The organism is Bacteroides sp. RCH18 (genome assembly GCF_058231005.1).
Map to the genome: position 1 here is coordinate 670,835 of NZ_JBIPTC010000002.1, position 19,582 is coordinate 690,416.

Genomic DNA, 19,582 nt, shown 5'->3' on the forward strand with positions numbered 1-19,582 from the left:
CCAAAAAGTCATGATAAAACGCGTGATGATACGACTTTGCGGGTACTTGTCCGGGGTGTCCGTCTGCGCCCTGCATATCCTGTTCTGTTCCCGGCTATTCGGTTGGGTAGCAACACTCGTTATCGTGGGCGTCCAACTGGGTATTGCCGGCTGGATTGTCTACATGAGAATACGTGCTCCCGATTAGGAAACGCTTTCAACCTGTTCAACTTCAAGACACCCCGCTTTGTCCGGTGGACTATGTATCACTAAAAGACAAAATAAAATGATTAAATGCAATATTACGGCGTGCGGCACCATCGGCCGCGACGCTTCGATGCGCACGACCAAAGAAGAGAAAACATTCCTGACCTTTCCGCTCCGCGTCGTGCTCCAAGGCAAGGACGGTCGGAACGAAACGGTCGAGATCAGTGTCAGCAAGGAGGGCGGTCAGAAGAAGGTATCCGGCTATCGAAACGGATTGCGTGTCGAGGTTGCGGGGACGCTGTTCCTGAAACGCCGGGGCGAAAAGCTCTATTTCAACCTCTTTGCCGACCGTATCGGCCCGGCGGCGGACATCGCGGATTCCATCAAGGGCGAACTGTCGTTCCGGGGCAAGGTGGGCAAGAACATCGAGGAACGGAAGGACAAAAAGGATAAGTCCTACACGATGTTCTCTGCATTCAGCACCGAAAAGGTCGATGAGAATTTCGAGTACCAGTGGGTGCGTTTCTTCTGCTTCGACAGGCAACGTGAAGAGTGGCTGCAACCGGGCGTCAAGGTAGAAGCCAAGGGCGAAATGACGGTCTCGGTACATAACGGGAAGCCGGACATCTCCTGCCGGGTGGAAGAACTGGCGCAATATATTCCCGAATCGGATAACTTCAATCAGTAGCAGTCATGGCCGGTTATAGAAAGCGAAATACGGAGGGGCCGAGCAGCGAGGACAAGGCGCTGGACCTCTTTGCCGAGATGATGATCGAGAAAATCGAAAGCATCCACAAGGACTGGCATAAGCCGTGGTTTACCGAGGGGGCACTGCAATGGCCGCGTAACCTTTCCGGGCGGGAGTACAACGGTATGAACGCCCTTATGTTACTGTTGCATTGTGAGAATGAGGGGTACAAGATTCCGCGCTTCTGCACCTTTGACTGCGTGCAGCGGCTCAACAAGCCCGGCAAGGACGGGCAGGAATTACCCCGTGTATCTGTACTGCGCGGCGAGAAATCGTTTCCCGTCATGCTGACCACATTCACCTGCATACATAAGGAAACAAAGGAGAAAATCAAGTACGACGACTACAAGAAACTCTCCGACGAAGAGAAGGCGCAATACAATGTCTATCCGAAAATGCAGGTGTTCCGGGTGTTCAATGTCGCCCAGACCAACCTGCAGGAGGCTCGACCGGAGTTATGGGAGCAGTTGGAAAGAGAGAACGGGAAAAGGGTCGAAAACGGCGAACATTTCAGTTTTGGGCCTGTCGATGCGATGATAAAGGACAACCTTTGGATTTGTCCCATCAAACCGACGCACCAAAACGAAGCATACTACTCAATCACAAAGAACGAGATTGTCGTACCCGAAAAGGAGCAGTTCAGAGACGGGGAATCTTTCTACGGAACGCTGTTCCATGAGATGGTCCATTCCACGGGTGCCGAAGGTGTGCTTGACCGACTCCAACCTACCTCTTTCGGTTCGAAAGAGTATGCCCGCGAGGAACTGGTGGCCGAACTGGGCAGCGCGTTGGTCGCACAACGCTACGGCATGACCAAGCATATAAAGGAAGACAGTTGCGCATACCTCAAAGGGTGGCTCGATGAGTTGAAAGAATCCCCACAGTTTATCAAGACAACGCTTCTGGACGTGAAAAGAGCTTCGTCAATCGTTACTCAAAAGGTGGATAAGATTGCGCAGGAGTTGGAACAAAATGTTACCGAAGAGCAAGAGGACAAACGCTCTGCCAAGGAACGTATTTTTTATGCTTCGGTGGCCTATCTCCAAACCGCTGACGACACGAAGCAACTGGACGAATTGAAGGACAAAGGCGACTACAAGGGTCTGCTTGCGCTCGCCAAGGAGTATTACGACGGCAACGGCATGGACGAGCAGCATACATACGCTTCTCCCCTCCAGAACCGGGGCGATGACCTGCTGATTGAAGATAAGGACTTTGCCGTGGTGTACAACGGAAGTGTCGGAGGCACATACGACATCATGCTGAAATACACGGAACAGGAGGTGCGGGACCATATCACACGTTACGGCACAGACCGTGCCAGCGATGATGTGAAAGAGGTGGCCAAAGATATGGCGGCGGAACAGTTTGCTGAACTGACACATCAGAGAATGCCGGTATTCGAAATGCCAAACGGAGATATTCTGTATGCAAGGTACAACAGGGACAAGGATACGCTGGACGTGGGTACGGCCACCAATGCAGGGATGGCCGTACAACATCATTACCCTTATGACCACAACATGACGCTGGAGGCCAACCTGCAAGCCGTGAACGAGAAGCTGAACGAGCTTGAAGAATACAGGGAGGAGCTACAAGAGGCGGAATATGGCGGCGGTCTGCGTCGGTAACGGCAGCGTAATATGAAGAATGTGGAGCGATTTCATACTGAAGGCGCTCCACATCCTTATAGTCCCTACCGGTTTTCATTCCGCTACAGACTATATGTTATCATTACGACAGCAGTTTGTCAATCATTGACTGTAACTGCAGCATATCGCAATATTGATTGTTTCCGCCGGTATAATCCTTTGCGTGCCGGGCAGTCCGTATCATGAACGAACCGAGTTCTATCTTTATCCCATCATCCATCCGCACATCCGCAGAATGGTTTATATATACAAACTTACCATTACGTTCAATAAAGCAACTTGTATAATAATGCCCCTTATTCTCGGATACGACCGCCGCATCCACGGCTTCTGCATATTTGGATATTTCACGTAGCAATGCCGTTTGGAAATTACTGTATTCCTTTGAAACATAAGTTTCTGCGTCTGCAAGGACAGAAGATTGCCATTGGGTATAAAAAGTCTGTGTCATATTCTTTCAATTCTAATTCTGTAAATAAATTAGGCACATAGCAATAAAAGTATTGAATTTATAGTATTCAATTAACATTTAAGCAATTACCATGATGTTTTCAGAGACCAAAATTACGGAGATTTATTGTATGACAGATGATTTTTGCAAAGAAATTGCTCAATTTCAGGAAAAATATATGGTTGAAGATAAAGATATTGAATATTCCATGCCCCACTTCCTTTAATATAACTTTATTTCCAACTCCCTTTCTACCATAACAGCATACTGTTTTTGAAAGAAGCCCGCCATTGATGTATGTTTTTCAAAGACGGGCAACTGGCTATATTTTGAATTATACTCACGTTAAATAGCTTTCCCAATTCTCTTTGTCGATAGTTAATTTGTTCATTTCCCAATCGTATTCCACTTCCGGTATATCGGAATAAGGGAAGTGCACGGTATAGCCTATCTGTCCGTAGGAGCAATGCAGCGGTACAACGCAAATTTCCTGACCGCAATAAGACTGTGGCGTACAGTATTTCTTCCAATCAAAACGGCCTGCAACTATATTGCAGCAGAGCAGTTTTAGAGCCATTATGCCTTTCCAACTCTGAAAATCTTTCTTGTAACTTGCTCTTTTCATAATGAATACCATTTAATGAGCCATGTTGTAGTAAATTTCGGGTTCGCTCGATACGTTGTAAATCTGACTCCCGCAACGTACCAATAGGGCGTTTTTTCCGTAGTAAAGCTGCTTCATGCCGGTTATGTTCCCCGTGCGGTGAAAGTTTGGGAAACGGCTTATTCCTGCCTTTTCGGCGTCTCGTGTGTAGAGGGTTTTCGTTCTCATTGCATGGTTGTTTTTAATGTTTCATAAAGTTTTTCTATCATGGCTTCCGCCTGCTCCATATCGCTCACGATGTCTTTGATTCGGTAAGGTGCGCCGTTCTTGCCATGCCCGTCCGTACCAATCCACAGGTAGGCTTCATAGTCGGGGTCGAAGTCTTCGTAATATGTTTCAACTTCCTGTAACAAGCTGTCGGTGTCATTGCCTTTCATCTCAACCGAGAAACTGAAATCCTGCCCGTGAGGTGTGTATTGCTGAAAATCGAACACCACGAGGTTCGGTTTGTCGGTATCGGTTTTAACTTGCCAGCCTAATTGTTCAGCTATGGCGATAATCTGTTCTATTGCTGTCATTGTTCTGTTTTTTTATTTCCCTTTTCTTGAAGCCTTCCGACTTCGCCCAAAGGGTTGATTTTTACGTGCAATTCCCAACGGCGAAAGCAAGAACAGCAGGCAAGGAACGGAGGTTAAAATTTTATGAAATGCCGCAATCTGCGATTGCGGAAAGTTTGCGTCAAATTTTATCCGGAGTAGCGAAGCGGTACTTGACACGCTGTTCGTTCGCCGTACCTTTGCTGCGTAAAAACAGGCCGTGGCGATAGTGGAGATTCCATGAAATGATACGCCCAAGCATACAAAGGGAATGGAGGCAAAGATCTCCGGCCGTTACAACAGGAAACGACGGCAGTATGTGTCTGGGGTATAAAGGGCAAAAAAAACGTCGAACGATTGTCCATCGGACAAAATGTAAGGGAATGGAAAAAGAATTGTCTGTATAACAGAATGTTCGACATGGCCTTTATCGGGAATATGAACAACCACCTGTCCCGATTGGCAGGTGGTTGCCCGATATAACTTCCGCAGCCGGTATCAGGCGGCCATGCGCTTTCGGATAAGGGCGATGTTCTTATGCACGAGGTTCATAATCCGCTTGTGATATTTCGTATTTTTATTACACAGTCCTCTCGACTGCAGCACCTTGAATGTTTCGAGGCTCAATTCTACGGTCTCGACCCTCTTGTCCTCTATCCGTGCGGAGAATACCAGCGTATCCGGTTTGAGGTAATATTCGCACTGTCCCACGCAGTGGTGCAACGCATTACCCTCGTCGTAGTAGGCTTCCACGCTATCCAGTACACGGACGACTATCGTTCCGTCCGTGAACTCCAGACCGAAGAACTTGCCTTTCAACTCCCTAAAACGTGCCTCGTTTTCCCTCGCCCGTTTCATCTGCTCCTTGCGTTTTTCCTGCTCTTGGAGAATACGCACCTTGTTCTGATACTTGTCATGCTCGGCTTTCAAATCGGCGGGGCAAACATAGTGGGCGTTGTGCAAGTCCTTGCCGCATCTGTCGAGCATACGGAGATAATCCACCCATATTCCAATGTCCGTTATCCGATACTTCTGGCGTAACACGATTTTGTAGGACGGCCAACAGAAATCCAAATCCTGCGGGTGGTCGATGAAGTGCTTGAGGTCTCGTTTGCGTCCACTTTTAAGTATTGTCTCCACTCGGCTGTCCGATAGCAGGGCTTTCATCAGCTTTTGCGGGGCGATGTCGGCAAACGACCCTTTCAGCCCGTTGCGCCGTAACTTCGGGATAACCGTGTAGCCCGGACAGACATAACAGTCGGCTATGCGTTGGTACACGTAATTGTCGTTCCGCAGTTCCAATCCCGACCCGTACAGAAAGCTGTCCAAATAACACCCCATTGTCCGTTGCAAGGCTGTCAAAGCGGTTTTCCCGTTCTCGTCCAACCAGTATCTCGCCACTTCGCACACGTCTGTCCATGCGTTCTTGCCTTTGCGGTAACAGACATTCATTCTGAAAATCCGCTGCACCTGAAATCCGTCCTGCGTGGTGATGACAGAAAAATAGCTTTTCTCATCTGTCTTGCGGCAAAGCGTGTCTTTGAGCGTCAGTTTGGCGTGGCAGTTCGGGCAATGGCAACGCTTCGCCTTTGTCTCGTTCCACCTATGACCGCAATCGAGGCAGGTCGTTTGTCCGCTCGGTGTACGAAAAGCGTAATGTCCGACGGTATGCCGGAACGCCCATTCTGCCTGTTTCTCCGTGATAGGCAGCAACCGCCCGTTGGCGGCTACTACCTGATGCTGAAATTTTGTCCGTGCTTTCATGGTCAGAAATCGAAGAGTGAGAGTTCCGTTTGGGTATTCTGTACAGCTTTGGCGGTCGGCTTCGGCCTGCTGTGGCGTTGCTGTATCTTGCGCATTTCTTCCTCCTGATAGGCTTTCAGCGCGTCTTTTCGGGCTTGCGCCTTTTCTTCTTCGGTCAGCTCCACCTTGTGATTGACCACGACGCCACAACTGATAGGTTTGCCCACGTCGATGTTGTCCTCATCATAGTAATGAATGGCGAGCGACCACACCTCGTCGTCGGTCATTCCGCAACAGCCGCTTGCCTTGACTTGATTGAGAATGAATGTGATACAATCGTCCAAGTTTTTGTTTTCTTTGGCATAGGAGACGGCGAAAAGTTCGTCCGTCCGTGCCTTGCCGTCCAAGTATTCCTTGATAGTCCGTTTGAAATGTTCCGTACCTTTCATCGTTCAGCGTTTTGAGGTTAAAAATGATAGTCGATGACACCGCCGATGTAAAGCAGCGTACCGGGTTTAAATTCACATGCCTGCCGCAGGAACTCGTAGGATTGCTCGGCGTTGGATTGCAGCCCCTCCTCGTCCATGTAGAACCAGTAAGCGGTATCGAGCGGGTTTTTCAGGAACTTTTCGAGTTGATAGACCGGGCCAATCCAGTCCTGCACGCTTTCGGGGGTAAGGGCTTCCGCCCTGCTTCGAATGTCTGCGATGAAATCTTCTCTCCATCGTTCCGCACCGCCTTTGTAGCGTATGGTATCGTCGGAAACAAGCTCGAACATGCCTTTGGGCAGAATGTTGTTTACCAAGTTGTCGATATGGAACTGGCGTTCCTCATCGTCAATCTCCGCACAATAGTCGAAGAAACTATCGTCGCCCTGCGTGAGGGTGTCCTCGTTCAGGTAGTTGTCCTTGCTCACCCGTGTTTCGGTAATTTGAAAAATCTTGCTGTGCATAACTTTAAATTTTTAATTTGTTGAACTTGCTTTTTTCTTCTCCCTGCTTTCGGAGCCTTTCGGCTTCCTTGGCGGGAGAGATTTTACATGCAAGCCAGACAGCGGGGAAAGGACGGAAAGGCAAGCAAACGGCCGGAGAATTTCACGGAATACCCAACCCGTCGAGGTACGAGGCGGGGGCTGAAAGGCCATCTTCGATTTGCGGAAGGCTGCCGGGCAAATCCGCGAGCCGTTAGCATAGTGGTGCTTGACGCCGGACGACCGCTGTACCTTTGCATGAGAAAATCCAACCGGCGAGGAGGCAACGGGGGCGAGATCAGGGAAAGAATGGGATAACCGGAATAAAAGAGGAAGAAGCCCGATTGTATATAGAAGTGGGAATAACGGCTAAAAAAGAAAATCTGCCTGTGAGGGCGATTGACAAAAAAAGCCCCCTGAACCTTTTGACCGTCCAAGGGACTTCACGTGCCCGGCAAAGCGGAATTTTCGGAACGCGAGCCGGATTATAAGGTGGCTTTTAATCGTAATGCATAATTCAACAGATATTTTCCTGAATCGGAAAACTCTTTTTTATTTCCTGTATAGACATACCCGTGGCTCTCATAAAATTTTCTTGCTGCAAAATTTTCTTCCAACACCCACAGGTAAACCTCTTTTACATCGTGACTTTTTGCTGTTGTAAGGAAATGGCGCATAAGTTTTGTCCCAACACCTTCTCCTTGAAAGAACGGATCTACATACAACTCTTTCAATTCCCATATACTGTTTTTACAATCCAGTTTCATCATCCCCTTTACAATCCCGTCATCAAAAACATATATATCGTCCAAAGCTCCTATAACATCCTGATAATATAATGCAAGACGCAATACCGACATTTCATTAAAGGAAACATCATCGTTTTGAAAAATAGGGCGAAAGGCTTTTCTTTTAGAGAAAATCTGTATTTCCGCAAGTCTTGAAGCATCCTTTATCGTGGCAACTCTAATCATTTTTTTGTTTTTATAATTTTGTATTTACATATTATTTTCCCAAAAGTTTCTGTTCTTCACATACTATCCGGCACTGTTTCCAGTATGTTTTTTTCAGAAGCAAATATATAAAAATCAATTCCACAAGGTGCCATGAACGACTTTTTTTATTAAGATTCACAGGAATGTGATATAAAAGAGTTTAACTCCTCCGACGTTCCTTTGCAGCTGCATAGGGTGTCGTGTGTCTTGCCTTGATTTGTCGGGTAACGTCAGGAGCAAAAACGGGAAACGCTATCGGGAGGTAGAAAGGAATGGAAATGGGGTATAAGGGTTATAACAGGTGGACGTCCGCTTAAAAAGGAATTTCTTGTGACATGCCGGGTATGGCATATAACTGGAGAGACGACCTTGCGGAATAAAGCCCCCGAAACCGGCTTTGCAGGTTCGGAGGCTTGTGCCGCATGAGGCTATTTATCAGCGTTTGCCGTGCGCCTGTCCCAGAAGATAGTCTTGCAGGGATTGGTAGCGGTTTTGAATATTAGCGTTTTCATTGAAACCGTTCAGGCAATGAAGCAATGCTTTTTCGAGCGTGATGTATCGGCGGCTGAAAGTCTGTACGTTATCCAAGCAACAGGCTTCCAAAGCGTATTTGAACGGTGCAAAATTTTCAGGTTCTTTCCGAATCCGCACATGCCACAGGAAGAACAACTGAATCGTGAAACTGTCGGATTCACCTGCTTTCATCAAATGTTCTTCATCGAGCAACCGTCGGACAAGCTCCGGGGTAAGCTGGCAATCATTTTTCCGGTAATACATGCGTTTTGCCGTATTATAGGCTGCAAACTGTTCGATGTCCTGTGCCGTCAGCCTGTATACTTCCGAGTAAAATGCACGTACTTCTTTACCTGTAACAACGATTTTCTCGTCTCCGAACTCGTATTCATACGCTTTTTCATCGGAGATTTCCTCTTCTGTTAAGGTCTTGAACCCGTAACATTCCGTTACGATGAACGGTTCTTTTCCGAACTCCGCCAGAGATTCGAGGGCATGGAGGCTGTTGCAGGAGAAGAACATGTCGTTTCCAATACTTTCACCGCTTTCCAGCAGCCGGATTTTTACGTCTTCGGAATCGTTGGTGTACTTCCATACTATCCGACAACTTGCATAATGGGGCTTCCTGCCGTTCGCCTCGACAAATCCGGCAAATCCGCTCTTGATGGCGGCCTTTGTCTTCTCTACATCCGTCAGGACGCTTCGTGCCTTACAGGTTTCGCACCGGCCGAATTGCAAAGAATCGTCGGAAATTTCCGTTATCACTTTGGTGTTGGGGTTTACTGTGGCTTCGCATACTACCTGCGTACCGCCACATCGTGTACATATTATACTCATATCTTGTCAAGATTAAAAATTAATATATCTTTCTATCCGCTATATTGAACTTGTCGATAAGGTTCAGCCAATGGCTGCAATTCCTTTTCAACAAAACAATTTATCCAGATTCTGCTTAAAGCGTAGCATTAGGCGACACTTCCCATCGCATTTACGAACCGACCCCATATAGGCGCATTGACCGCTTGTTTCATCAAACAAAAAACATGACTGCCGGAATGCCTCAAAAATTCTTATCTTAACCTGTTCGTCCAGAACTTTCCCTTCCATAATTTGATTACCATTTGCGTGCATAATACATAAAAGTTAAATTAAACTCCGAGTTATTTATTTCCCTCCTCTCGGAAGCTTTTCAGCTTTCCTTGCCGGGAGAGATTTTACATGCAGATCAGACAGCGGGGAAAGGACGGGAAGGCAAGCAAACAGCCGGGGATTTCACGGAATACCCAACCCGACAGGCGCAGCAAGGAGGGAACTGAAAGGACATCTTCGATTTGGGAAGGCTGCCGGGCAAATCCACGAGCGGTTAGCATGGCGGTACTTGACACCGGACGACCGCTGTACCTTTGCATGGGAAAATCCAACCGGCGAGAAAGTGGCGGAAACGAGATAAGGGAAAGAAGGAGATACGATAGTGGAGTAAAAGGGGAAGAAGCCGGACTGTATAAAAAAGCCGGAACATTGGCTAAAAAAGGAGGTCGTTCCGTGGAAACGGCGTACAGAGAAAGTCCTCTCGAACTTTTACTGTCCGAGAGGGCTTATCGTCTACTCTATAAAATGGTAATGGGCATTTTGGCATTCTCCGTTCGATTGTGTCTTTTGCAAAACGTCATCGACGCTGGAATATCGGCTAAAACAGCCGTTATATATCTGCTTGCCGTCGAGCGTTATCCGTTGCAGGTAACAGCCGCATACTCCGTCACGGCTACGGTCAGCGACAAAATAGAACACGATACCGTTGCTGTACGACAATCGCAATTCCGTATAGTTTATCTCGGTTTTGGGCTGTTCGGTCGGCAGACGGGTATTGAAATAACCCGTAGCCAGCATGACCTGTCCGGCGAAACGCATGGCTTCTGCCCGATATTTTTTCATGGCCGAAGCCACGGGGCTTTCGTCCCGACCGTTTCCGACAAACGATGCGGGCAGGCTTCTGTTCCTGTAAGACAGTTTGAACATGCCGACCTCTTCCTGCACCACGGGCAGGCCGACAGCTTCGTACTCCTCTTTCGTCATTTCGATGAAACGTGTGCGTTCCTCGTCCAGATAGAGGCGGTAAGCGGGTTTCACCCGCTCCCGCTTCTCTTCATATTCCGCCTGTTCCCGTGCGTTCATGCAGTTATAAACGTGTCGGGACACTCTCCGCACCGCATTGACGAAAGTCGGGCTTTTGCATATCCCGAAATGCCGGGCGAAGTCGGGTACAGTCCCGATAAAGCCGTACTCTTTCCAATGATAGGTTCTCATGGCTGTCTGTCCGATTTAATCCACGACCACATATTCATTGATACTGCAGCAAGAATCGGGGTTTTCCTGCGCCCATTCTTCAAACAGAGCCTTGGCATCCTGTTCCGAGCGGACGGTTTTTCCTGCGACCTCGCCAAGCCACGCAAACAGGCTCTCCCTGTCGGCAAAATATTCGCAGAAGTATTTGCCTTTGGCAGTACATAAATCGACTATGTATTTGTCGGTAAAATACTTGCCTTCGCTGTCGTTGGTCTCGTAGAAGCCCATTCCCGGCTCTTCGGTCTGGTAATAATAACGGAGCGATGGGAATTTCTCGCACACGAGGTCGAATGTCTCGTTGCATGGCCCCCATGCCGTCTCCGTCGTAAAGCGGAGGGTTTCGCCCACCATTTCGAGGTTTGCCCAATCTCCCCGACAACTCACCTTGTCCCAGTCCTTGCCCAAGGCATCCACAAGACACCCCAGCCATGATGTCCCGAAGCCGTTTTTCACGGCAGGCGTTTTTCTGTCCTGCAAATCTTTCATCAACTCATAGAGGCTTTTGATTTCCTGCGCGTCGCCCTCTATCACATACGCTGTTGAACACCAGTTTGGCATAATCGTTAATTTTTATTCGTTAAACTTTTTCTTCCCTTTTTTCGGAAGCTGTTCCGGCTTCCTTATCGGGATAGATTTTACATGCAGGCCAGACAGCGGGAAAATGAGGAAAAGGCAAGGAAACCGCCGGGGATTGAACGGAATACCCAACCCGACAGCGCAGCACGGCGGGGACCGAAAGGTCATCTTCGATTTGGGAAGGCTGCCGGGCAAATCCGCGAGCCGGTTAGCGGAGCGGTACTTGACGACCGAATGACGCTGTACCTTCGCATGGGAAAATCACACCGACAAGGGAGTGCGGCAGGGAGCGATAAGAACGAGAATAAATAAAAAGGAGAGGTGAACGGGATATAACGGGTATAGAATATGGACTTGAAAAGGAAATTTTTCGGTATAATTATAATAAGGTGTTTCCGGACACGAGGCCGGGTAGCCGTCTTGTCTCTGCCATAACCGAAAGGTCCAGCGAACAATGAATAACGCAGCATCGTTCAGCAGTCAGAAACAGTAACTATGCCGTCGTACTGATTTACGACAATGCCGATAAAATAAGGAAAAGCCGAAAAGAGGGGCTTGCCTTCTTTCCGGCTTTTCGTGAAAGTCCTATTATCCGGGCTTCCCGTTATTCTATACGGTCCAGCCTGCGGACTTCTCTTGAATCGTCCACAGACGGGCATAAAGCCCCTCGTGCCGCATCAGTTCGTCGTGCGTGCCTTGTTCTTTTACCCGTCCGTCTTCCAGAACGACGATCCGGTCCGCATTCATGATCGTCTTAAGCTTGTGGGCGATGACGATGACGGTGCGTCCCTTGATAAGCGTGTCGATGGCTTTCTGCACCTCCACCTCGTTTTCCGGGTCGAGCGATGCGGTCGCCTCGTCCAGCAGGATAATCGGCGCATCCTTCAAGATGGCGCGGGCGATGGATATGCGCTGTTTCTCGCCGCCGGACAGCGTGCAACCGCCCTCACCCACCATCGTGTCGTATCCCTGCGGCAGGCGCATGATGAAATCGTGGCAGCAGGCTTTCTCGGCTGCCGCGATGATCTCCTCGTCCGTCGCACCGGGCTTTCCGAAACGGATATTGTCGCGTATCGTGTCCTGAAACAGATAGACGTCCTGGAACACCATCGAGATGCGGCTCATCAGACTTTCAGGTTCTATATCTTTCATCGGAACGCCATCGAAAAGGACACGCCCCTGCTGCGGGTCGTAGAATCGGGCGCAAAGTTTCATCACCGTACTTTTCCCGCTCCCCGAAGGACCGACGAGAGCCGTCAGCGTGTTTCTCGGAAACGCGATGGAAACGTCCTGAAGCACCTTCTTGTCCTGATAGGCGAACGACACATGCTCGAACCGGATGTCGCCGGTGGCCGGCGCCTGCCGTTCGCCTTCCATCTCCGGCTCGTTCATCAGCGTGAGAATACGCCCTCCGGCAATGGAGAAGTAGCGGAACTCCGCAAAGTTGGTCAGCGCCGAAGTCAGCGGGTCGAACACGCGCGAGCCGACCACGAGGAACAGCACGAAGACGAGCAGCGAGAGTTCGCCTCCCAACAGCAGGTAGGTTCCGCACAGCACCATCAGGGTCAGTCCGGCCCGCACCAATGTAATGCTCAGCAGCACGAAAGGCCCCAGCATGGCTTCCTGACGGATACAGGCACGGCGCAGTTCCGCAAAAGCATCGCGCAGGCGGACAAAGCGGTCGCCCAGCAGGTTGTAGGCTTTCATCACGCGAATGCCCTGCAAGTATTCCTCCAAGCGGTTCCCGGCATTGATTTTGGCTTGTATCTGCCTGCCGCTCAACTTTTTCTGCACACTCGTGCTCATCCATAGGACAAGCAAGGCGACCGGCAGTGCGGCGAACATGGCAACGGCCATCCGCCAGTCGATCCATACCAGCGAGAGGAATGCCAGCACGGGCATGACGACGGCTCCCATCAGTTGGGGCAAATGGTGGGAAATGCCCGTCTCGGCCATCGTGAAATCGGTAACGAGCATGGACGAAAGATCGCCGGGGTCGCGCCGGGAAAGAAATCCGAGAGAGAGTTTCCGCAGATGTTCCGCCAGTGCAATGCGCCCCGACGCACTCATTTCGTAGGCTCCTCTGAAATTGGCCCGGTAGGAGGCCCGTTCGGCCAAAGCCATCACCAGCATATAGACAGCCAATATGCCGAAAATGCACCACAGTCTTGCCGTGTCGAGCGGTCGTCCGCTGCCGTCGAACGCGGCGAAGATGATGCGCACCGCCTCGATGGAGAGGCAGAAAGGTATGATGTTGACCAGATTGGCGAGCATGGTATAGCCCACGGGCTTGTAAAGACGTTCCGTATGGCCTATCGTAATGTTTTTAATCGCATTCATGTTCCACTCCTTTCATTTATGTGCGACGATATGCAGTTCTTCTTTTTTCTGAATTACCCGGATGTCGGAAAAGCCGGCTTGGGACAGCAACTGTTTCAGTTCTTCGGCTCCGTACACCGTCATTCCCTTTATCCGCTCCGTCCACGCCTTTCCGAGTTCGGGGTCGCTCGCTTCCAGACTGATGAGAAAGCAGCCCCCTTTCCGGATCACGCGGAAGACTTCGGCCAGCGCCTTGCTGACGGAAGACCAGAAATAGACGGTCTCGAAGGCCGTAACGGCATCGAAGGCCCCGTCCCCGTAAGGCAGGGAGCAGACATCGCCCTGCTGTATGAAACATCGGCGGTCCAGTTCTCCCGCATTGTGCCTGCGGGCGAAGGCGACGCTCTCCTCCGACAGGTCCATGCCGTAAACTTTTCCCTGCGGACACAGCTTCAGCAGACGCTTCACGTTGGCGCCGCCCCCGCATCCGATGTCCAGCACATTCCATTCCGGCCGCCAGTCCACCTGTTTCATGCCGCGATGGGCCAGCGAAGCGTGGAAACAGTTCATTCCCCGCAAAATCATCCGTCCCCAGAATCCCTGCGGACAACTCGTATTCTGTAAAATATCGTTCAAGAAACTATTCTTTTTCATATCTCCGTATTCAATTTTTGTTCAACTTCCAATGATAAGCGCTCGTATAGGCATCCCACATGTTCTTGTAGAGCCCCTCGGCGACGGATAAGTCGTCGTGCTGGCCCTGCTGTACGATCCGTCCCTGCTGCAAGACCACGATGTTGTCCGCCGAGACGATGGACGACAGCCGGTGGGCGATAATAATCACGGTCTTGCCTTTTATCAGGGATTGAAGGGCCTGCTGCATCTTGTATTCGTTCTCCGGATCGGCGAAGGCCGTGGCTTCGTCCAGTACCAGTATCGGCGCATTCTTCAGAATGGCGCGGGCCACGCATACCCGCTGCGCCTCGCCGCCCGACAGATACACGCCCTCGTCGCCTATTCTCGTCTCGTAGCCTTGCGGCAGCCGCTCGATGAACTCGTGGCACTGGGCGGCTTTGGCCGCCGCCACGACCGTTTCTTTCGTTGCGGCGGGGGAACCGACGGCGATGTTCTCGTACAGCGTGTCGTAGAACAGGAACGTATCCTGAAAGACGAATGAAACGGTATCCATCAACTGCGTCGTAGCGATGTTCTTGATGTTCACGCCACCGATGAGAATCTCGCCCTGCTCCACGTCCCAGAAACGGGGAATCAGGTTCGCGACGGTGGACTTGCCGCTTCCCGAAGGCCCCACGAGCGCCGTAATCCGGCCTTGCGGCGCCGTGAAGCAAACATCGCGCAGCGCCTCGGTACGTGTGCCCTGTTCCGTATTTTCGTAGGAGAATGACACGTGGCGGAACTCCACCTCATACGACTGCGGCACTTCGGGGTGTTCCGGTTCGGGAACGGGCTTTTTCTCCAGAATGCGGTCGATACGCGCCACGCCTTCGTCGATCTCCTTGGTGTTTCCGCCCAGGAACGTCAGTTTGTAGATGGGCGAAGCCACACCCGGTCCCATGATGATGAAAAACAGCCATACGGCGGCCAATGCGAGCGACTGCGGATTCCCTTGTATCAGCAGGATACCCACGGGAAGAATGAACGTCACCATCGAACCCAGCAGGACGGTGAACGCGATCATCCCGTTCTGGTAGGTGTCGCAGCATTTCAGGGCGAACGTCTTGTAAGCCTGTATCTCGGCGTTGAACTGCCGGAACGAGCGGACGCTCTGTCCGAATATCTTCACCACGGGCATTCCCCTGACGTACTGCACGGCGGAGGCGCTCATCTTTTCCTGCGCATCATAGTAAATACTCATGAACTCCCGTGCCTTCTTCCCCATGAAATTGGAGAATTGCAGGGCGAAGCTCAACAGCACCACGGCCAGACAGACCGCCGTCAGCCATGTATCCAGCGAGAAAAAGATGACGAGCATCACCACGACCGTCGCCACTACGTTCACCAAATCGGGAATCGTGTGGGCGATGAATCCCTCGATTTTCTCGATGTTCTGCTCCATCGTCTTCTTGATGGCTCCGGTAGAGGTGTTGTTGAGATAACCCAGCGACAGCTTGCCGATATGCTCGGACAGCCGGACACGCAATCCGTACAGAATGCGGAATGCAGCCACGTGCGAGGACATCAGGGCGGCGTACAGCAGCACCAGTCCGCCGATAAGCCCGCAGAAGGCGATCCAGCCCCAACGAATCATGCCGGCTTCGTCCACCGAAGCCGGGCTTGTACCGTGCGTCAGCAGCTCTTTCAACACCTCGTACACCGCCCAATAGGGTACGAGCATACACACGGCGCTGCCTGCCGACAGCAGACCCGCCAGAAAAAGCAGCCCTTTCTTCTGCCCCGCGATCTCGAACAGGCGGGACAGACCTTCTTTCTTCTTTTCTTTTGTTTCCATATATTGAATTTTATCCGATTCTCTCTATCCGTTGTTGGTAAATTCCTGTAAATCTTCCGGCCGGATTACAACAGCCCCGTCAGCCGCTCCCCGCTCTTTTGTCAGCCGGAAATCGCAGCACGAAGCACCGTGTGCCAATGTGCGGGTCCGTGTCAGCCGGATACCGAGTACATCGTGTGTGATATAATCATTCACGCAGAAATAGGGAAAAAAGCACTCGACGCCAATACGGGAACAGAGTTCGGCGACCGGGCACCGGGCAATGTCCATACCGACATCGAACGTATCGTCCGCATTCGGCAACACGCAATCGAACAGCCAATCGTCCTCTGTGGAAACATGCGAAGCGGAAGCGATGCGACGCACATAGTCGGGCGAACACAACATTTCGCGTATTTCCGAAATTTTTTCAGAAGGGATACTCGACAACGTGAGCTTTTTCAATGCTTTCTGCGTAACAATGGAAAGTTCTGCCGGACTCCATCCTCTGGCCGACAGTTCTTGCCACAGACCGATCTCATAGGCTATACCGATAATGTTTTTCACCCATGGTGATGTCGGCGGGACATCCGGAATGATTGCGGAGATACGATGAAAATTCTCGACAGCCGCTTCCATCACGGAATCAACGGATTCGACCGACAAACGGGATGCCAGTTCTTCCCTGAAAAATTCTTCGAACCGTTCCAACATTGGGAGATAAGGTTCAATCGTCGTCTCTTTCATCTTTCATGGAGAATTGCCGCCGTGTCACGGGAATTCGATACGATTTCATATCCCAACATCGAACTGAACTTGTAGCACAGCCGCGTCATCCGTCCCAATATTTGCCCGAAGAAGAAGCCCCAGCGCGGACGGAAAAACTTCATGTAATTGGCCTGTTCCAAAAGGCGTAGGCGGGGTTCCCATTGTTCTACCAGACGCCCGTCGCTCAGACCGGAGCGGATTTGCGCCTCGTGTTCACGGAGCGAATCGGGTTTCACTCCGTGACGGCTCATCATCGTACCGCAGACGTCGAACCACAGTTCGCCGCCCCCGAAACGCTCGGCCACATGGTGCAGAAATGTTTTTACCTGCTTTTCATAGAAATACATCAGCACGCCTTCGACCACGAAGATGAAATGCGCATCGGGATGCCGGCGACGCAGGTCGTCCAGCCAGCCGGCATCCAGCAGGGAGGCCGCAATGTAGGGGTTGCCCGGCTGCTCCGGAATCAGCTCGCGGCGCAGCGCGATGACTTCCGGCAGGTCCATGTCGTAGAATACGGCCTTCCCGTCGCCGATACGCTGGAAACGGGTGTCCAGACCACAGCCCACATTCACCACCACCGCATCGGCGTGCTTCCCTATGAAGCGGCGCACGGCACGGTCGAAAAACCACCCGCGCACGACGCAGCCGACCTCGCTCAACTTCGCCCCGTCGAAACGGGAGTAGTCGTATTCCAGACTGTCCACCAGCCCCTCCGCAACCTTGTCGTTCAGAATCGGGTTCTTTCGGCGGCTCTCTTTCGCCCTGTAATAGAGCGGAATGAGCAATGTCTCGGCGACAATGCTCTCGAATTTATGTCTCTGTTTCATTTGTTATGATATTTATTAATGAACGATATTCAGATTTGTTCACGAATAAAAAAAGAGGAAACCTTTGTGAAGATTTCCTCTTTTCCCGCTGCCCCGTTACGGCAGCTTGTCCGTATGTGTCTTTTCTATCTGTCATACCTTGATAATGGCCCTCCAACCTTGAATTTCAAACAGAATATAGTCATGCAGAATGGATTCCATTTCCTGTTTGGGCACCGCGTGCATCAACAGCTCCTCGAACAGCGTGAACATCCACACCGTATGCAGGTGAATGATAAAATCGGACACAGCCGTATTTATATTCGGGTACTTCTTCTTCATGGCGGCGAACCATGCCTTGACCAGCCCGGTCGAACGGTCGGTGTAGCTTTCGCGAAAATGTTCCAGCGAAGAGCCTTGGGCACGGAACAACAGGATCTCCAGCAGGCTGCGATGCGTTTCGATGAGCGAAACGTATTCGTCGATACAGGCTTTCAGGTATTTTTCGGAACGCATCGTCATCACGTCCTCGCCGCGTATGCCGTGATGCTCCTGCAACATGGCTTCCATAGCGTGCAGGACGGGACGGACCACTTCACAGAACAATTCGTCCTTGTTCCGGAAATAATTATATATGTTCCCCACACCGACACCGACGGCTCCGGCAATCTCGCGCATGGAGGTCTTGGAATACCCCTGCTGCCCGAATCGCTGTTCGGCGACTGCCAATATGCGGCCGCGTATGTCTTCTTTGAGTACCTGCATAAATAATGAACGATGTTTCCGTTTATATTTTTGCAAAAGTACGGGGTTTGAATTTACTGGACAATACCTATTTATGGTGATTTTACATGATTGAAATAAGGGAAAAGCAGGTATTACCGGAGGTAGCGAAATACCTTGTCTATATCCTTGTCTATATCCGAAAGGAAAAGTCATATTGTTCATTGAAAAGGAGAAAGTCTCATAGATTATAATTACTTTTGTACATAAAACCCAAAGAATCAAATATAAAATGGCAAAGATTACAGTAAAAGACACAAGTGTCACAATTATATCAGTCAACGAGAATGATTATATCAGCCTGACAGACATAGCAAGATACAAAAGCGATGACCCGACTGCGGTTATCGGGAACTGGCTGCGTAACCGGAATACAATAGAATATCTGGGTATTTGGGAGAGTTTGTACAACCCGAGTTTTAAACCCCTCGAATTCGAGGGGTTTAAAAAGGAAGCCGGGCTGAACGCCTTTACCTTATCACCGACAAAATGGATAAGTACGACAAACGCAATAGGCATACTCTCCAAATCGGGACGCTACGGCGGCACTTACGCTCACAAGGATATAGCATTTAAGTTTGCAAGCTGGATTTCCGTTGAATTTGAACTGTATATTATAAAGGAGTTCCAACGATTAAAGACCGAGGAACAACAGCAACTCGGTTGGTCAGCCAAACGGGAACTGTCGAAAATCAACTACCGCATACATACCGATGCCATAAAACAGAACCTTATCCCGGCAGAGGTAACCGCCAAACAAGCCAGTATTATCTATGCCGATGAAGCCGATATGCTGAATGTGGCGATGTTCGGTATGACCGCCAAGATGTGGCGTGAGCAACACCCCGAACTGAAAGGGAATATCCGGGACTATGCCACAATCAATGAGCTTATTTGCCTCTCAAATATGGAAAACCTCAATGCAGTATTTATAGACCAAGGTATTCCGCAGGGTGAGCGGTTGATTAAACTCAATCAGATAGCCATTCAACAGATGAGAATATTGGGAACTGGCGGCAGCGAACGCAAGTTATTAAAGTAGATGAGTCTCTATCAGAATTTGTGCCGAGTACGTGA

22 protein-coding genes and 1 pseudogene are annotated in these 19,582 nt (G+C 50.2%); 5 read left to right on the forward strand and 18 right to left on the reverse strand.

Annotated features, from left to right (window positions below; all coding sequences use genetic code 11):
- Positions 1–10 precede the first annotated feature (10 nt).
- The 3 genes from ACHLI0_RS17930 to ACHLI0_RS17940 all read left to right on the forward strand — a co-directional run bounded on the left by ACHLI0_RS17930 (position 11) and on the right by ACHLI0_RS17940 (position 2,565).
- Positions 11–187, forward strand: coding sequence for a hypothetical protein (locus ACHLI0_RS17930; RefSeq protein ID WP_008655028.1), 177 nt, complete (start codon positions 11–13; stop codon positions 185–187).
- A gap of 78 nt (positions 188–265) precedes the next feature.
- A complete protein-coding gene (locus ACHLI0_RS17935) occupies positions 266–874 on the forward strand; it encodes a hypothetical protein (RefSeq protein ID WP_008655026.1) in 609 nt (202 codons plus the stop codon).
- 5 nt (positions 875–879) lie between these two features.
- Positions 880–2,565, forward strand: a complete 1,686-nt coding sequence (locus ACHLI0_RS17940) for a zincin-like metallopeptidase domain-containing protein (RefSeq protein ID WP_008655024.1) — start codon at positions 880–882, stop codon at positions 2,563–2,565.
- Between the two features lie 103 nt (positions 2,566–2,668).
- Here ACHLI0_RS17940 and ACHLI0_RS17945 read toward each other — a convergent pair whose 3' ends face one another.
- Complete coding sequence (locus ACHLI0_RS17945) at positions 2,669–3,037, reverse strand: hypothetical protein (protein ID WP_008655022.1); 369 nt, start codon at positions 3,035–3,037, stop codon at positions 2,669–2,671.
- 94 nt (positions 3,038–3,131) lie between these two features.
- Here ACHLI0_RS17945 and ACHLI0_RS17950 point away from each other — a divergent pair.
- Positions 3,132–3,230 (forward strand): annotated as a pseudogene (locus tag ACHLI0_RS17950) (IS982 family transposase); the annotation flags it as partial.
- 147 nt (positions 3,231–3,377) lie between these two features.
- Here the strand turns inward: ACHLI0_RS17950 and ACHLI0_RS17955 are convergent.
- The 17 genes from ACHLI0_RS17955 to ACHLI0_RS18035 form a co-directional block, all read right to left on the reverse strand.
- Complete coding sequence (locus tag ACHLI0_RS17955; RefSeq protein ID WP_008655007.1) at positions 3,378–3,662, reverse strand: hypothetical protein; 285 nt, start codon at positions 3,660–3,662, stop codon at positions 3,378–3,380.
- A 12-nt stretch (positions 3,663–3,674) separates the two neighbouring features.
- On the reverse strand, positions 3,675–3,869 hold the full coding sequence (locus ACHLI0_RS17960; protein WP_008655004.1) for a hypothetical protein: 195 nt from the start codon (positions 3,867–3,869) through the stop codon (positions 3,675–3,677).
- Complete coding sequence (locus tag ACHLI0_RS17965; RefSeq protein ID WP_008655002.1) at positions 3,866–4,219, reverse strand: hypothetical protein; 354 nt, start codon at positions 4,217–4,219, stop codon at positions 3,866–3,868. The genes ACHLI0_RS17960 and ACHLI0_RS17965 overlap by 4 nt, the downstream gene beginning before the upstream one ends.
- Positions 4,220–4,735: 516 nt before the next feature.
- Positions 4,736–6,001 (reverse strand): PcfJ domain-containing protein, encoded by a 1,266-nt coding sequence (locus tag ACHLI0_RS17970; RefSeq protein ID WP_008654999.1) that lies wholly within the window; start codon positions 5,999–6,001, stop codon positions 4,736–4,738.
- Positions 6,002–6,003: 2 nt separating this feature from the next.
- On the reverse strand, positions 6,004–6,429 hold the full coding sequence (locus ACHLI0_RS17975) for a PcfK-like family protein (RefSeq protein ID WP_008654998.1): 426 nt from the start codon (positions 6,427–6,429) through the stop codon (positions 6,004–6,006).
- Between the two features lie 17 nt (positions 6,430–6,446).
- Positions 6,447–6,932 carry a hypothetical protein gene (locus ACHLI0_RS17980; RefSeq protein ID WP_008654997.1) on the reverse strand — a complete coding sequence of 162 codons (486 nt, stop codon included), beginning with the start codon at positions 6,930–6,932 and terminating at the stop codon, positions 6,447–6,449.
- 503 nt (positions 6,933–7,435) lie between these two features.
- Positions 7,436–7,924 carry a GNAT family N-acetyltransferase gene (locus ACHLI0_RS17985; RefSeq protein ID WP_008654991.1) on the reverse strand — a complete coding sequence of 163 codons (489 nt, stop codon included), beginning with the start codon at positions 7,922–7,924 and terminating at the stop codon, positions 7,436–7,438.
- 456 nt (positions 7,925–8,380) lie between these two features.
- A complete protein-coding gene (locus ACHLI0_RS17990) occupies positions 8,381–9,295 on the reverse strand; it encodes a hypothetical protein (protein WP_007572000.1) in 915 nt (304 codons plus the stop codon).
- Between the two features lie 377 nt (positions 9,296–9,672).
- On the reverse strand, positions 9,673–9,867 hold the full coding sequence (locus ACHLI0_RS17995) for a hypothetical protein (RefSeq protein WP_007571998.1): 195 nt from the start codon (positions 9,865–9,867) through the stop codon (positions 9,673–9,675).
- 193 nt (positions 9,868–10,060) lie between these two features.
- Positions 10,061–10,762, reverse strand: coding sequence for a hypothetical protein (locus ACHLI0_RS18000; protein ID WP_225719306.1), 702 nt, complete (start codon positions 10,760–10,762; stop codon positions 10,061–10,063).
- A gap of 15 nt (positions 10,763–10,777) precedes the next feature.
- Positions 10,778–11,359 (reverse strand): hypothetical protein, encoded by a 582-nt coding sequence (locus ACHLI0_RS18005; RefSeq protein ID WP_007571996.1) that lies wholly within the window; start codon positions 11,357–11,359, stop codon positions 10,778–10,780.
- Positions 11,360–11,986: 627 nt separating this feature from the next.
- Positions 11,987–13,717, reverse strand: a complete 1,731-nt coding sequence (locus ACHLI0_RS18010; protein WP_007571994.1) for an ABC transporter ATP-binding protein — start codon at positions 13,715–13,717, stop codon at positions 11,987–11,989.
- 12 nt (positions 13,718–13,729) lie between these two features.
- Positions 13,730–14,350, reverse strand: a complete 621-nt coding sequence (locus tag ACHLI0_RS18015; RefSeq protein WP_007571993.1) for a class I SAM-dependent methyltransferase — start codon at positions 14,348–14,350, stop codon at positions 13,730–13,732.
- A gap of 10 nt (positions 14,351–14,360) precedes the next feature.
- Positions 14,361–16,166, reverse strand: coding sequence for an ABC transporter ATP-binding protein (locus ACHLI0_RS18020; protein ID WP_007571990.1), 1,806 nt, complete (start codon positions 16,164–16,166; stop codon positions 14,361–14,363).
- 24 nt (positions 16,167–16,190) lie between these two features.
- A complete protein-coding gene (locus tag ACHLI0_RS18025; RefSeq protein WP_007571988.1) occupies positions 16,191–16,892 on the reverse strand; it encodes an L-2-amino-thiazoline-4-carboxylic acid hydrolase in 702 nt (233 codons plus the stop codon).
- The gene (locus ACHLI0_RS18030; RefSeq protein WP_007571986.1) at positions 16,889–17,743 is read right to left on the reverse strand and encodes a class I SAM-dependent methyltransferase; all 855 of its coding nucleotides are present in this window, start codon (positions 17,741–17,743) and stop codon (positions 16,889–16,891) included. The genes ACHLI0_RS18025 and ACHLI0_RS18030 overlap by 4 nt, the downstream gene beginning before the upstream one ends.
- A 132-nt stretch (positions 17,744–17,875) precedes the next feature.
- Entirely contained in the window at positions 17,876–18,487 is a 612-nt protein-coding gene (locus tag ACHLI0_RS18035; protein WP_007571984.1) for a TetR/AcrR family transcriptional regulator, read from the reverse strand.
- Between the two features lie 250 nt (positions 18,488–18,737).
- On the opposite strand from ACHLI0_RS18035, the gene ACHLI0_RS18040 reads away from it, so the two are divergent.
- Complete coding sequence (locus ACHLI0_RS18040; protein WP_007571983.1) at positions 18,738–19,547, forward strand: KilA-N domain-containing protein; 810 nt, start codon at positions 18,738–18,740, stop codon at positions 19,545–19,547.
- The last annotated feature ends 35 nt before the right edge of the window (positions 19,548–19,582 follow it).